Below are 13,032 nucleotides of genomic sequence, written 5' to 3'. Positions count from 1 at the left end.
AGAAACCGTTTTTTTGATACTCAGACCTTAAGAAGAGGCCTGTTCCAGCAAGAGTTTCGCAACGTCCCTGGCACTGTCGGCGGCGCTGCAATCCCCCATCACATAGGACATGGTGATAGCACCCTCGATCAGAATCAGCAGTTGTCTGGCCAGCGCGGCCGGTTGCTCAATGTTTAATTGCTCAGTGAGTTCCAGCGTGTAATCGAGCAATTTTTGTTTATGCAGTTTTGCTATCTGGCGAACGGGGTCTGTCGGGTCTCCCACTTCTCCGGCGGTGTTGATAAATGCACAACCCCGAAAGCCTTCTGACTCAAACCAGCCTCTGAGCACCGTGAACATATTCAGAATGCGATCCTGGGGCGTTTCGCCTTTATCAGATTCCGTTCTGAACCACTGCATCCAGCGTTCGTCACGCTCATTCAACGCGGCGGCGGCCACGTCATCTTTGGTCGCGAAATAGCGATAAATACTTTTCCTTGCTACGCCTGAGGTCTTGACCAGAAGGTCCATGCCTGTGGCATGAATTCCATTCCGATAGATCAATTGCTCGGCAGTAGTCAGGATTTTTTCTCGGGTATCGGTCGTTTTCTTGTTCATGTGATAAAGGTAGAACGATCGTTCTCCCTGGTCAACTATTATCTCAAAAAGAATTGTCAAAAATGAAAAAGGCAGCCCGTCTGTATAACGGACTGCCTTTTTATAAATGGAACGAGGGGGCTGGCACGAAGCGGCACGGCCGAAGAAAGCCTGAGATGAGTTGTGGCGATGAAACTGCCGTCAGCGGCGTTCACTCAATGCGGCAATATCCTGTGGCGTCGTCCGGCAGCATCCGCCAATCAGTCTCGCGCCAGCCTCTAACCACTGGGGCAAATGTGCCGCTAAGGATCCGCAGGTATCGCCGTGCGCATGCCACGCCTTGGTGACGGCGTCGTAAGTTTCCCCGGAGTTAGGATAGACCACCAGCGGTAGCGCACTGAGGCTGTGCAGATGTTTGAGTGCGGCGGTTGTTTTGCTCAGCGCAATACAGTTAATCCCCAGCGCGACGATTTGGGGGCATGCAGACAGCGCATTCACCACCTCAACCAGCGGCGTGCCATCGCTCAAGTGCTTGTCGTCACGTAAGGTAAATGAGAACCACGCCTGCGCATGCGGATATTCGGCCAGCAGATCAGCCAGTGCTTTTATTTCAGCGAAGGAAGGTAACGTTTCGCAGGCCAGCAGATCGGCGCCGGCATTGAGCAACGCGTCAATTCGCGGGCGATGAAATGCCTGAAACGCTTCGTGGCTACGCACATAGTCGCCGCGATACTCTGAGCCATCGGCCAGATAAGCGCCGTATGGCCCAACAGAACCAGCCACCAGCAGCGGACCGGCGTTGGGGTTTTCTGCGCGATAAATGTCACTCGCCTCTTTTGCCAGCTTCATACTCTGTTCAATCAGCGCTTTTGACTGCGCCTCCGTCAGCCCGCGTGCCGCAAAACCTGCGGGCGTGGCCTGGTAACTGGCGGTAATCGCTATCTGCGCGCCCGCGCGGAAGTAATCCAGATGCACGTCCCGAATGCGTTGTGGATTTTCCATTAATACTTTGGCGGACCAGAGATTATCGGCAAGGCTGCACCCGCGCGCTTCAAGCTCGGTGGCCAGTGCGCCATCAAGCACGACAAAGGGATGACGTTCAAGCAGCGCGGCAAGGGAGTTAATCTGCGGCATAGTCCGCCTCCTTCAATTTGGTTTTGTGGGTAACAAAATAAGCACCATAGCAAAGGGCGACAAACGGCAGACCGCAATAGAGCGCAATGCGCTGGTCCGGATCGAACGCCAAACCGATGCAGGCCATCAGACACAGCACGAATCCAAGTACGGGAACCAGCGGATACCAGGGTGCGCGGTATTGCAACGCCGCAGAGGGCTTGCCCGACTGTAAGTGGCGGCGACGAAAGACAAAGTGGGCCGCGCAGATGCTGAGCCATACCGCCACGACGGCAAAGCCAGAAATGGCGCTAAGCGCAACGAACACCGTATCAGGAGCAATCACGCTGGATAACAGCGCCAGCAGGCCGCCGAGCATCGAGACAGAAAGGGCGATCAACGGCACGCCATGCTTATTGACGCGGGCAAAACAGCCCGGCAACGTTTTTTCGTTTGCCAGCGACCAGAGCATGCGGCCCGAAGCATAAAGCCCGGAATTCGCCGCAGAAAGAATAGCGGTCAGGATGACGAAGTTAAAAATATCCGCCGCATACGGAATGCCTATTTTTTCGAAGACCAGCACAAACGGGCTCTTCTCAACCCCCGCCACATTCGCCGGGATCAGCGCGGCAAGGACAAAAACGGTGCCGATAAAAAACAGGATTAGCCGGGCAATAGTGGCGCGGATCGCGACCGGAATAGCGTGATGCGGATTTTCCGTTTCGCCCGCCGCGATACCGATAAGCTCCGTACCGGAAAAAGCAAAATTGACCGCCACCATAGTCATCAGAATGGGCAGACCGCCGTGCGGGAACCAGCCCTCGCTGGTGAGGTTAGAAAGCCCCGGCGAAGGTGAACCATCTTTCATCGGGATAAACCCGAAAATCACCCCGCAGCCGAGGATGATAAAGACGAGGATAGTCGCGACTTTAATGAGCGAGAACCAGAACTCCCCTTCGGCAAAGAAGCGCGTTGAAATCGCATTAAGACAAAAAATCACCACACAAAACAGGGCGCTCCATATCCAGACCGGAACGTGCGGGAACCAGTACTGCATACAGAACCCGGCGGCGGTAAAGCTTGACCCCAGAGCAACTGTCCAGGTAAGCCAGTACAGCCATGCCACGGTATACCCCGTTGCCGGGCCAATATAGCGTGCCGCGTAGACATGAAAAGCGCCAGTGACGGGCATCGCCACGGAAAGCTCACCAAGGCACTGCATAACCAGCCAGACGACCAGCGCTCCAATCAAATACGCCAGCAGTGTGCCCGCCGCGCCGGTGGTAGAGATGATGTATCCGGTATTAAAAAATAACCCTGTGCCAATGACGCCGCCTAATGAAAGCATAATCAAATGGCGGGTTTTCATGGTGCGCTTAAGCTCCCCATTCTCTTGTTGCTCGTGCATATCACCTTCTAAACGTATAGATGTCTAAATGTCCATGTTCGGGTTATTTATATCTTTATTGTTAACAAAAGGCCAGCATTAGGCGGGCGTCTGCACGGTCTGAGAAGGGAATGAGCAAGAAATATGCAAAGAGCAGGCAATATCTGTGGCTATAGGTCAATTACAGCGGCTGTAATTTTTCTTTTTTAAGCGAAAAGCAGACTACGTTGCGCAGCCGTTCCCCTCCTTTGGCACCATTTATTGAAAGAGGGGCAACCCTGGCGCACGTTGAAACCGCTTCCGGACCTCATTCATGAGATCCAGCAAGCGCAGTTAAATGTGCTGGCGGCGAGCGTGAATCACAACGCGTGGTGGGATCACGCCACACTGGTTTGTTCGGTGAATTCATCCTCAAAGGATGCCAGTCACATGGCATAGCGGCTCAGGTGAAATCCGATAATTTTTGCCCGGAAACGATCAACTCTTTCAGCAGCATCTGACGGCGCTCCTCCGGCGTATCCCGACTCACCATAAAGCAGATAGCGGCAACCGCCTGCCCGCTACGGGAACGAATCGGCGCCGCCATACAGCAGGTAAAACTCTCTGACAAACCTTCGGTCAGGCAATATCCCTGCTGCCCGGCACGATGAATATCTTCGAGGAATGCCTGCTTGTCGAGGACTTGCCCGTTCGCCAGACGGTAATCCTCTTCGGGGATGAGATCGAGAATGGCGCTGTCCGACCAATTACTGAGCAGCAAACGGCCAGTGGCCGTCCAGGTAATCGGTACCCGCACCCCGATATCAGAAGTGATTTTGAACGGGTGAGCATTACTTTCCGACAGCACGACGGTGTACTTATTCCCTTCCAGCATACAGAGCTGCACCGTCTCGCCATGACGGGCCACTATCTCCACCATTAACTGATGCGAGCGGCGGATAAGGTCGTTATGTGCCATATAGTCCGCACCGTAATAGTGCATTTCACGGCCAAAGAACACGGCGCCGTCGGCATCCAGTTCAACCAGCCCGGCCTCACTCAGCAGGTTGACGAGTTCATAGACGCTGGAGCGCGGCGCGCCGGTGGCGTCGATCAGATCGCGCATCGCCATAGGCTGGCGAGCGATATGCAACTGGCGAAAAATGTCGATAACACGGTCAACACCGCGCGCCCGCGATGGCTTCTCGTCCGGCATAAGCAAATTCTCCTGATGCAGTCGGGCGGTCGCGCCAGACAGTAAAAAAGAAAAGCATCATACACCGAGCATCGTCGTTAACCCATCCCCGTTAATTAAAATTTCATTGCCAGAGTTTATATTTCTTTGTTCTATTTTGGGGCCTCATTTTAGCGCACTGCATGCAGGTTATTTTTTTAAACCACGACAGCGATAACATTTCCAGGCAGAAAATTTCGGCATTCCTTTTTTATTTTGCGATCGCGACGACATCACGAGAAATTAAATTCCTCGCGATATATTGCAAAAATAAAAAACCTGTGCAAATCTTGCTCTATCCGATATTGCAGATAGTAGTCTGGTATATCAGACAGCTATCACTCGGTACGAATGGGTAATCTCAGAACCAAAAGGAGCAGCGTTGCATGACGATTAAGCGTTATGGCATTGAAGGCGGCACCGGTACAGGTGGGCAGAAACTGCCGTTCGCGCGGGCCGTGGAGGCCGATGGCTGGCTCTATATCTCGGGCCAGACACCGATGCGCGCGGGCGAAGTTGTGGAAGGCGGTATCATCGAACAGACGCAACTGGCGTTCGACAACTGTCTCACCATCATGCGGGAAGCAGGTTACCGCGTGGAGGATGTGGTGCACGTGACGGCGGTATTAACCGACGCGCGTTATTTCAGTTCATTTAATAAAGTATTCAGAGAGATATTTAGTGAGAATCCACCCGCGCGTATTTGTAGCGTGCAGGATTTAGTGGTCGACTGCAAAGTGGAAGTGGATATGAAATGTTTCCGCGCCGACCGTAAATAATTAAAACCGTTAAAACAGGCTGAGCGTTTCTATTTCTTTCTTCGCCAACACCAGGACAGCCTGTTATTAATTGATGCTTTTGCTTTTTCATTAAAATATCCCGAAATAATCAGCGCTGCCGCTGTGCCGGTGATCGTCTGACTTATAACGGATGACACGGTATTACGCCGTCTCGTTAAACATTAAAAGAGAGCATAAAAATGAATGCAACATCGCTGAAATTAAGTGCCAAAGCACTGGCGGGCGCGCTGGTAATGCTGGCTGTTGCGGGCTGTACGCCGACCGAAGAGAAAAAAGAGGCGGGTGCTGCGCCGCAGTCTGCGCTGCAAACCGTCCTGCAACGCGGCACGCTGCGCGTGGGTGACTGCCTGAGCTTTGCCCCGTTTGGTTTTTACGATAAAGACGGCAATCCGGATGGTTATGACGTCGATCTGGCCAAAGCGCTGGCGAAAGAGATGGGCGTCAAACTGGAAATGGTCAACACCACCAGCGCCAACCGCATCCCTAACCTGCAAACCAATAAAGTTGACGTGGTGTTCTGTAACTTCACCCGCAATCTGGAACGCGCCAAAGAGATCGGTTTCACCAACCCCTATGTCGTGGCGAGCGAAGCGATGCTGGTGCGCAAAAACAGCGGTATTCAATCCGCGCATGATATGGCCGGAAAAACCATTGCCACCGTGAAAGGCTCCACCAACGGCGATGAAGTGCGCAATCTCGGCATCGACGTGAAAATTCAGGAGTACGATTCATCTCAGGCGGCAATCCTGGCGGTGAAACAGGGCCAGGCGGATGCCATGATCGAAGATAACAACTTCCTCGCCTATCAGGCGAAACTCGATCCGTCGCTGACCGTCACCAACGAAGCGCTGGTGCCGCTGGAGTACAACGCCTTCGGTGTGAAACAGGGCGACCAGGTATGGACCAACTATCTGAACGAATTCCTTTTTGAAATCAATGCTTCCGGCGAGAACGCCCAGCTGTATGAGAAATGGTTCGGCAGTAAACCGCGCTACCCGCTGAATCCGCAATACTGATTGTTCGCCCACGGCGCAGCCGCTGATGCTGCGCCGCCTGAAGGAGTCACACCATGAGTTATCAATGGCTAACCCTGTGGCGCTACGCCGACACTTTTCTGGAGGCCGCGTGGCTAACGCTACAGGTCACGCTGCTGGCGTTTGTCCTGGCGGTGGCGCTCGGCCTGCTGGCCGCGCTGGCGAAATCCTCGCCGCTGGCGAAATCCTCGCCGCTGGCGCCGCTACGCTGGCTCAGCCACTGCTACGTTGAGTTCATCCGCAACACGCCGGTGCTTTTGCAAATCTTCATCATCTTTTTTGGCCTGCCGTCGCTGGGTATCACCATGAGCGCCTTTGCCGCAGGCGTACTGGCGCTGGGGATTAACGTGGGCGCTTACCTGGCGGAAACCTTCCGCGCGGGCATTCAGTCGGTCGCGAAGGGCCAACTGGAAGCGGCGTATATCCTCGGTATTCCGCGCCGGCAAATCTTCCTCAGCGTGGTGCTGCCGCAGGCCGCGCGCGCAGTGTGGCCCGCTATTATCAACAACCTGATTCAGCTACTGCTCGGCACGTCGCTGCTCTCCGCCATCGCGCTGCCGGAGCTGACCGGCACCGCAACGGTGATCAATGCGCGCACCCTGCTGTACATCCAGACCTTCAGCGTTGTCGCGCTGGTTTATCTGGTGCTGAGCAACCTGTTCTCGTGGCTCGGCAACATGGCAGGACGCCGGATGTTCCATCCGCCGCTGGTGACATCGGTAAAAAAGCCCGGCTGGCGGTGGGCAAGAAAATGGATTAACCCAGTGAAACGGGAGAATGCGCTATGAGCGAACTTATCATCGGCTCGCTGCCAATCCTGCTAAAAGGCCTGGTCGTCACTTTACTGCTCTCCATCGCCGCTATCGTCGGCAGCACGCTGCTCGGTTTACTGGCAGCAGTGTTACGCACCAGCCGTTTGCCGGTCGCCAAACAGATCGCCGTGTTCTATACCGAGCTGTTTCGCGGCACGCCGGTCCTGATCACGCTGATGTTTATCTACTTCGGTGTGGCTTACTTTGGCTATGAAATCAATCTGTTCGCAGCCGGTATCCTCGGCCTGAGCATTTATCAGGGCGCTTATATCGCCGAAGTCTTCCGCGCCGGTATTGAAGCCGTGCCTAAAGGCCAGTGGGAAGTGTCGTGGATCCTCGGCCTGTCGAAGCGCCAGACGTTTCTTAGCGTGATTCTGCCTCAGACACGCGGCATCGTGCTGCCGCCGCTGGTAGGCCAGTATCTGTCGCTGATTAAAGATACGTCGATTGTCAGCATGATCGGCATGTCGGAGTTGATGCACCAGGGCCAGGCGATTGTCGATCGCATCGGCCAGCCGGTGGTAATTTACGGCCTCGTCGCCCTGCTCTACTTCGTTGTCTGCTTTCCGCTTTCCCGTTGGGTTCAACATCATCAAACCAGGAGCCAGTTATCATGAGCAAATCCGCCATTACGCTGAGCCGGATTACCAAATCCTTTGGCTCAACCCAGGTGCTGAAAGAGATCAGCCTGGATGTTTCGCCCGGCGAAGTGCTGGTGCTGATTGGCGCATCCGGCTCAGGCAAAAGTACCGTGTTACGCATCATGAGCGGGCTGGAAACCGCCGATGGCGGGGAAATTTGGGTTAACGAAGTGCCGCTGCACGACCGCAAACGCAGCAGCGAAATCTGCGGCCACGTCGGCATGGTGTTTCAGCAGTTCAATCTGTTTCCCCATAAAACCGCGCTCGGTAACGTGACGCTGGCGTTGCTTAAAGCGCAGAAACTGTCCGAGGCCGAAGCCAATAAACGCGGCCTCGCGGCTCTGGCGCGTGTCGGGCTGGCCGAGCGCGCGCATCACTATCCGGCCCAGTTGTCCGGCGGTCAGCAGCAGCGTGTGGCGATTGCTCGCGCGCTGGCGGTGGAGCCGAAAATTATGTTTTTTGATGAAGCGACGTCAGCGCTCGATCCCGAACTGGTCGGCGAAGTGATGGAGGTGATGCGCAGCCTGGCGCGTGAAGGGATGACCATGGTGGTGGTCACCCACGAGATGGGTTTTGCGCGTAAAACCGCAGACCGCGTGGTGTTTATGGATCAGGGCGTGATAGCCGAGCAGGGTTCGCCGGAGCAGATTTTCGTTAATCCGCAGAACCCGCGCACCCAGCAATTCTTATCACGCGTGCTTGAGCACTAACAGGAGGCATGATGTCGATTCACTTTCCATTGCAGGCGGACGGCGCGCTGGATGCGCAGCAGCCTGCACCGCGTTTTAAATCGGTCGCCGGTTCCGGCAATCAACCGCTGGCTAACGGTACGCCGATCTTTAGCAGCGCTGAGGTGTTTTCCCCGCTGATGCTGATGAAGCAATCAGCACTGGAGAATAATCTGCGTCAACTGGCGGATTTTTGCCGTGAACAAGGCGTGATGCTGGCGGCACACGGCAAGACGTCAATGTCTCCGGCGATCCTGCGCCGCGCTGTCACGGAAGGCGGTGCCTGGGGATTGAGCGCCGCGACGCCTGCGCAGGTTCGCGCGTTGCGCCAGTTCGGCATTCGTAACGTCTTCCTCGCCAACGAACTGGTCGATCCCGGCGGCATTCGCTGGATCGGCGAATGGCAAAAACAGCATCCCGATCATGGCTTCCTTTGCTATGTCGATTCGCTGCAGGGTGTTCGTTTGCTGGAGCAACATCTCGGTGACAGCCGCATTGCGGTACTGCTGGAGATGTCGGTCAGCGGCGGGCGTACCGGCTGCCGCTCATCCTCTGAAGCGCTGGAGATTGCCGCCGCGATTGCCGCCAGCCCGGCCCTGCAACTGGTGGGCGTGGCGGGTTATGAAGGCGCGCTCGGTGCCGGACGCGATGCCGCGGGCGTTCAGCGGGTAAAAGATTACTGCCAGATGCTGATCGCCACGGCAGCGCTGCTGGCCGAACGCCAACTGTTTGCCAGCCAGCATATTATCCTCAGTGCTGGCGGCGGCGCGTGGTTTGACGTGGTCTCGGCCTGTTTCACGGCCGCGAACCTGCCGCTGCCGATGACGCCGCTGATTCGATCCGGCGCCTACATGGCGCACGACAGCGGGCTGTATGCGCGTATCGCGCCTTTCGCGCAGCCCGGCGCCACGCATCATTTCACCGCCGCGCTGGAGATCTGGGGACGGGTGTTGTCGCGCCCCGAGCCTGGCCTGGCGTTTATTGATTTCGGCCGCCGTGATGTGCCGTTCGATCAAGATCTGCCGAATCCGCTGTGGGTGCGAAATGTCGATGGCAGCGCCCCGCGAGCGGCTTCTGGCATGCGCATCAGCGAGGTAAACGATCAGCATGCATATCTGTTGCTACCGGAAGAGGATGCGTTAAAACCCGGCGACTGGGTGGGCTGCGGTATTTCACACCCCTGTACCGCATTCGATAAATGGCGGTATTTGCCCCTGGTGGATGATGATTATTGCGTCACCGATTCGCTGGAAACCGCATTCTGAGTGAACATGGGTTCGTAACGGCGCGATGGATCGCGCTGTTTTAGAACGGCTACCCTATATGAAATGCGCCCATCCGTTCTTTCAATGCCACAACGTCGAGGCCGAAAAGGGATTATTCCGGCCAGTACGATTCAGCTTTAACTTTTAATAAATGGCGTAAACGGTGAGCTTCCTTTTGCGGCGGGCATCCAAAGAACCGGCTAAATTCTCGGCTGAATTGTGTCGGGCTGACGTAGCCAACCCGAAAAGAGGCCTCACTGGCAGTAACATTGCGCTTCACCATTAAAAAACGCGCCTGATGCAGCCTGATGGAAATCAGATACTGTTTTGGCGTTGTACCGGTGAATGCCCGACCCCAGAATTCTGCTTTTTTCTTCATCAGAGAGCGCCACCAGCAGGCGATAAACCGTATCGGCCAGTTCTTCTCCCAGCGGGGTGGAAAACAGAATCCCCGCCTTCTCATTTCCTCTTCCGTCGCCTTCTCCCATTTCAATCAGTAATTCGGCAATAGTGGCGACATCAAGCGATACAGACATCGCCAGCAGAGGTTCTTGCTGGCTGGCCGTTGTCTGGCTGGTGAACGGCAGAGGCGCCGAGACAACCAGATAGTGCGCGGGATCGTAGGTAAATTCTTGTCCGCCCATCAAACCGGCGGTCCATGCGCTGGCACAGCGTAATCAGGTGGTGACACAACGTTGCGATGTCAGCCAGGAAGAGGAAGTCATCAGCGCGGTCGCTCTCGCGCAGGCAGAATTCGGCAGTGTGGATATTCTCATCAACAATGCAGGCAAGGCCCTGAATAAACTCGCGACTGAAACCTCCGTTGAAAAATGGGACAGCATGATGACCAATGCTTTTGGCCCTGCCCGTCTGGCCCAGCACCTTCTGCCGATGCTTAAGCCTGATGGAAGCCTGGTTTTTATGTCGTCGCATCGGGGCAGTATTGCCGCCAATACCGAACCGGGGATAGGTCTTGAGCTGTACCGCGCAAGTAAAGCAGCGCTGAATATGCTCGCTCGCTGCATTTATATGGATATCAGCCAGGGAGCACAAACAGTTCTGTCCATTCATCCCGGCTGGGCGGCGACAGCGATGGGCACGCTGGACGGTACAGTAAATGCCGAGATCGATGTGAGAACCAGCGTCAACGGTATGGTCAGTGTGATTGAGCAACACCGCAACGCCAGAAGCCATCTCTTCCTCGATTACGAGAATAACAGTTGGCCCTAGTGATAACGGACAAAGCCGCCTCTCTTTTATCGTTTTGAAACCCTGCCTTTTCATCTGAAATGACTAAATACCCCTGGGCCAACCGGTATGTTATTGATCCTGGAAATGTTCAGCCAGGCAGGCGTTTCATGAACATCGCTTTCCTGCGAAAAAGAGGATATGGATTTCTTCGCCTGCTTACAGAATAAATAAAAATCTCACAACATTATGCTTATTGCATCAGTACGGGCGCGATAATTAGCGCACTTTTGATTATTAGATATATTTCGTTCAGCCAAACCGCGCTTTATTTTCCGGCATAGTTTATGCGGGTATTATATCGGGCGTGATGATAAACGAGAGCGATGCCACCACGCCAGCCCGGAATAATGTGAAAACCATCACACCGCTTTGCGCTAATTCATGTTAGGCGGCCTTGAGCATTTCTTTCTTACGGCAAAAATGATAAACGCGAATACTTCATCTGTTCGCTAAAATTTAACACACCAATGATTTCTCCGGAGAATAACTCTATATTCATCATAATGTTAGCTTCTTTATAATAAAAGTGAAATATATAATTTCACATATATCAATATTATCGATTAATTATTCCCCTTACCTCTTCCGATAAAGAAATTAAGCGCAGTCTGATACCCGCAGACCTGCGCAATACCTGCCCTATACAACAACAACAGGTTAGCATGCTATGAAATTATCCTTTGCGCATAAACTGTGGCTTCCACTTGCTGTCGCACTGCTAAGCCTTGCCGGTTCATTATTCTTTGGCTCAGTAAAAATTAAAGATGACCAGCTAGCGCTACGAAAAAAGGAATTAATGTATGTTTCCCAGTTAGCGCTTAACGTGGTGAAAACGCAGGCGGCACTTGTTGATAAGGGACTGATATCAAAAGAGGAAGCACAACAACGTGCAATCCTGATCATTAAAGACTTACGCTATGGCGACACAGGATATTTTACTATTCTGAATAACCAGGCGCAGGTCATTATGCATCCCATTAATGCTGCGTTAATTGGCAAGGGGCCGGATATTGCCGATGCGAATGGCGTCTATATTTTCAGAGATATGGTCACGGTGACGAAGGATGGCCACGATGGTTTTACCGCCTATGATTTTCCGCGGCCGGGAGACACCGTTCCGAAGCCCAAAATTGCCTATAACATTCCGTGGTCCCCCTGGGGATGGATTATTACGACGGGTCTTTATGTTGATGATATTCAGGAAGTCTTTCTCAGTTCTCTTTATCAGAATATCGCGCAATTTATCGCTATCAGCATTCTGCTCTCGGTGCTGGTTTATCTGATTAACCGCAGCACATTGAAAACCCTGGGCGGAGAACCGCGTTATGCGGCTGAGGTCGTGTCGCGAATCGCTGCCGGGGATTTATCGCAGTCAGTGAATAAAAAAGCCAGTGATAACGCCAGCCTGTTACATGAGATGGGGGTGATGCGCGAGCAACTGACTTCCGTTATTGAAGAGATCCGCGATGGTGCTGAGAGGATCAACACCAATACCCAGGATATCGTCGCCGGCAATCAGGAAATCGCCGGGCACACCGATCAGCAGGCGGTATCTCTGGAAAGAACCTCCTCCAGCATGGAAGAGATTACTGCGGCCGTAAAACAAAATGCTGAAAACGCAGGACAGGCGCGTGAACTGGCGCGCGGCGCGGTGGATATTGCCTCGCGCGGGGGTGTGATGATGCAGAATGTCAATGACACCATGAACGGCATTTCTGAAAGCGCCGGTAAAATTGCCAATATCATCGACGTGGTAAACAGTATTGCGTTTCAAACCAATATTCTCGCGCTGAATGCGGCAGTTGAGGCGGCCAGGGCCGGAGAACAAGGGAAAGGCTTTGCCGTGGTGGCCAGCGAGGTGCGCAACTTATCCTTACGCAGTTCTCAGGCAGCCCAGGAGATTAAAGAGTTGATTGAGGAGTCCGTCAGCCGCGTCAACAGTGGCTCGTCGCAGATAAAAATCGCCGGAAATAATATCGACGAGATGATTGAAGCCGTGCAGCGTGTTTCGGACATTATGTCGGAAATCTCCGTCGCGACTGATGAGCAGAGCATCGGGATTAGCCAGGTCAACGAAGCCATCGTACAAATCGATTCTGTCACCCATCAGAACGCGCAACTGGTTCAGCAGGCGGTCATTGCAGCGAATGCGCTGGAAAAACAAACCCGGCGGCTCACGCAGACCGTGGCTTTCTTCACCACGGCTTGATAA

Annotated in this window: 14 protein-coding genes and 1 pseudogene; 9 read left to right on the top strand and 6 right to left on the bottom strand. The window is 53.9% G+C overall.

The window, feature by feature from the left end; genetic code table 11:
• Nucleotides 1–27: 27 nt before the first annotated feature.
• From C0557_RS01870 to mmuP, 3 genes are all read right to left on the bottom strand, one after another.
• Nucleotides 28–597 carry a TetR/AcrR family transcriptional regulator gene (locus C0557_RS01870; RefSeq protein WP_074774469.1) on the bottom strand — a complete coding sequence of 190 codons (570 nt, stop codon included), beginning with the start codon at nucleotides 595–597 and terminating at the stop codon, nucleotides 28–30.
• Between the two features lie 180 nt (nucleotides 598–777).
• Nucleotides 778–1,710 carry a homocysteine S-methyltransferase gene (gene mmuM / locus C0557_RS01865; protein WP_208657290.1) on the bottom strand — a complete coding sequence of 311 codons (933 nt, stop codon included), beginning with the start codon at nucleotides 1,708–1,710 and terminating at the stop codon, nucleotides 778–780.
• Complete coding sequence (mmuP, locus tag C0557_RS01860; RefSeq protein WP_208657289.1) at nucleotides 1,697–3,097, bottom strand: S-methylmethionine permease; 1,401 nt, start codon at nucleotides 3,095–3,097, stop codon at nucleotides 1,697–1,699. Before mmuP ends, mmuM begins: the two co-directional genes overlap by 14 nt.
• Nucleotides 3,098–3,328: 231 nt before the next feature.
• On the opposite strand from mmuP, the pseudogene C0557_RS27335 reads away from it, so the two are divergent.
• Nucleotides 3,329–3,514 (top strand): annotated as a pseudogene (locus C0557_RS27335) (class I SAM-dependent methyltransferase); the annotation flags it as partial.
• 4 nt (nucleotides 3,515–3,518) lie between these two features.
• Here C0557_RS27335 and C0557_RS01855 read toward each other — a convergent pair.
• Nucleotides 3,519–4,271, bottom strand: coding sequence for an IclR family transcriptional regulator (locus tag C0557_RS01855; RefSeq protein ID WP_131413520.1), 753 nt, complete (start codon nucleotides 4,269–4,271; stop codon nucleotides 3,519–3,521).
• 404 nt (nucleotides 4,272–4,675) lie between these two features.
• Between C0557_RS01855 and C0557_RS01850 the strand changes: the two genes are divergently transcribed.
• The 6 genes from C0557_RS01850 (at nucleotide 4,676) to C0557_RS01825 (ending at nucleotide 9,569) form a co-directional block, all read left to right on the top strand.
• Entirely contained in the window at nucleotides 4,676–5,068 is a 393-nt protein-coding gene (locus C0557_RS01850; RefSeq protein WP_208657288.1) for a RidA family protein, read from the top strand.
• 200 nt (nucleotides 5,069–5,268) lie between these two features.
• Nucleotides 5,269–6,105, top strand: coding sequence for a transporter substrate-binding domain-containing protein (locus tag C0557_RS01845; RefSeq protein WP_208657287.1), 837 nt, complete (start codon nucleotides 5,269–5,271; stop codon nucleotides 6,103–6,105).
• Between the two features lie 53 nt (nucleotides 6,106–6,158).
• Nucleotides 6,159–6,911: an amino acid ABC transporter permease gene (locus C0557_RS01840; protein WP_208657286.1), complete on the top strand. Its 753-nt coding sequence runs from the start codon at nucleotides 6,159–6,161 to the stop codon at nucleotides 6,909–6,911.
• On the top strand, nucleotides 6,908–7,552 hold the full coding sequence (locus tag C0557_RS01835; RefSeq protein ID WP_074774436.1) for an amino acid ABC transporter permease: 645 nt from the start codon (nucleotides 6,908–6,910) through the stop codon (nucleotides 7,550–7,552). The genes C0557_RS01840 and C0557_RS01835 overlap by 4 nt, the downstream gene beginning before the upstream one ends.
• On the top strand, nucleotides 7,549–8,286 hold the full coding sequence (locus C0557_RS01830; RefSeq protein WP_208657285.1) for an amino acid ABC transporter ATP-binding protein: 738 nt from the start codon (nucleotides 7,549–7,551) through the stop codon (nucleotides 8,284–8,286). The genes C0557_RS01835 and C0557_RS01830 overlap by 4 nt, the downstream gene beginning before the upstream one ends.
• 11 nt (nucleotides 8,287–8,297) lie before the next feature.
• Nucleotides 8,298–9,569 carry an alanine racemase gene (locus tag C0557_RS01825; RefSeq protein ID WP_208657284.1) on the top strand — a complete coding sequence of 424 codons (1,272 nt, stop codon included), beginning with the start codon at nucleotides 8,298–8,300 and terminating at the stop codon, nucleotides 9,567–9,569.
• Between the two features lie 112 nt (nucleotides 9,570–9,681).
• Here C0557_RS01825 and C0557_RS27330 read toward each other — a convergent pair whose 3' ends face one another.
• Together C0557_RS27330 and C0557_RS01820 are read right to left on the bottom strand one after the other, a co-directional pair.
• Nucleotides 9,682–9,873 carry a helix-turn-helix domain-containing protein gene (locus C0557_RS27330; RefSeq protein WP_253073823.1) on the bottom strand — a complete coding sequence of 64 codons (192 nt, stop codon included), beginning with the start codon at nucleotides 9,871–9,873 and terminating at the stop codon, nucleotides 9,682–9,684.
• Nucleotides 9,824–10,213: an AraC family transcriptional regulator gene (locus C0557_RS01820; RefSeq protein ID WP_253073773.1), complete on the bottom strand. Its 390-nt coding sequence runs from the start codon at nucleotides 10,211–10,213 to the stop codon at nucleotides 9,824–9,826. Before C0557_RS01820 ends, C0557_RS27330 begins: the two co-directional genes overlap by 50 nt.
• Before the next feature lie 40 nt (nucleotides 10,214–10,253).
• Between C0557_RS01820 and C0557_RS01810 the strand changes: the two genes are divergently transcribed.
• Together C0557_RS01810 and C0557_RS01805 are read left to right on the top strand one after the other, a co-directional pair.
• Nucleotides 10,254–10,799: an SDR family oxidoreductase gene (locus tag C0557_RS01810; protein ID WP_253073772.1), complete on the top strand. Its 546-nt coding sequence runs from the start codon at nucleotides 10,254–10,256 to the stop codon at nucleotides 10,797–10,799.
• Between the two features lie 688 nt (nucleotides 10,800–11,487).
• Nucleotides 11,488–13,029, top strand: coding sequence for a methyl-accepting chemotaxis protein (locus C0557_RS01805; RefSeq protein WP_208657283.1), 1,542 nt, complete (start codon nucleotides 11,488–11,490; stop codon nucleotides 13,027–13,029).
• Nucleotides 13,030–13,032: the final 3 nt, after the last annotated feature.

This window comes from Kosakonia sp. MUSA4 (assembly GCF_013085925.1).
In the GTDB taxonomy this organism is placed as follows: Bacteria; Pseudomonadota; Gammaproteobacteria; order Enterobacterales; family Enterobacteriaceae; genus Kosakonia; species Kosakonia sacchari_B.
The sequence above is the reverse complement of the archived record's forward strand: the minus strand, read 5'-3'. Positions and strand labels throughout refer to the sequence as shown.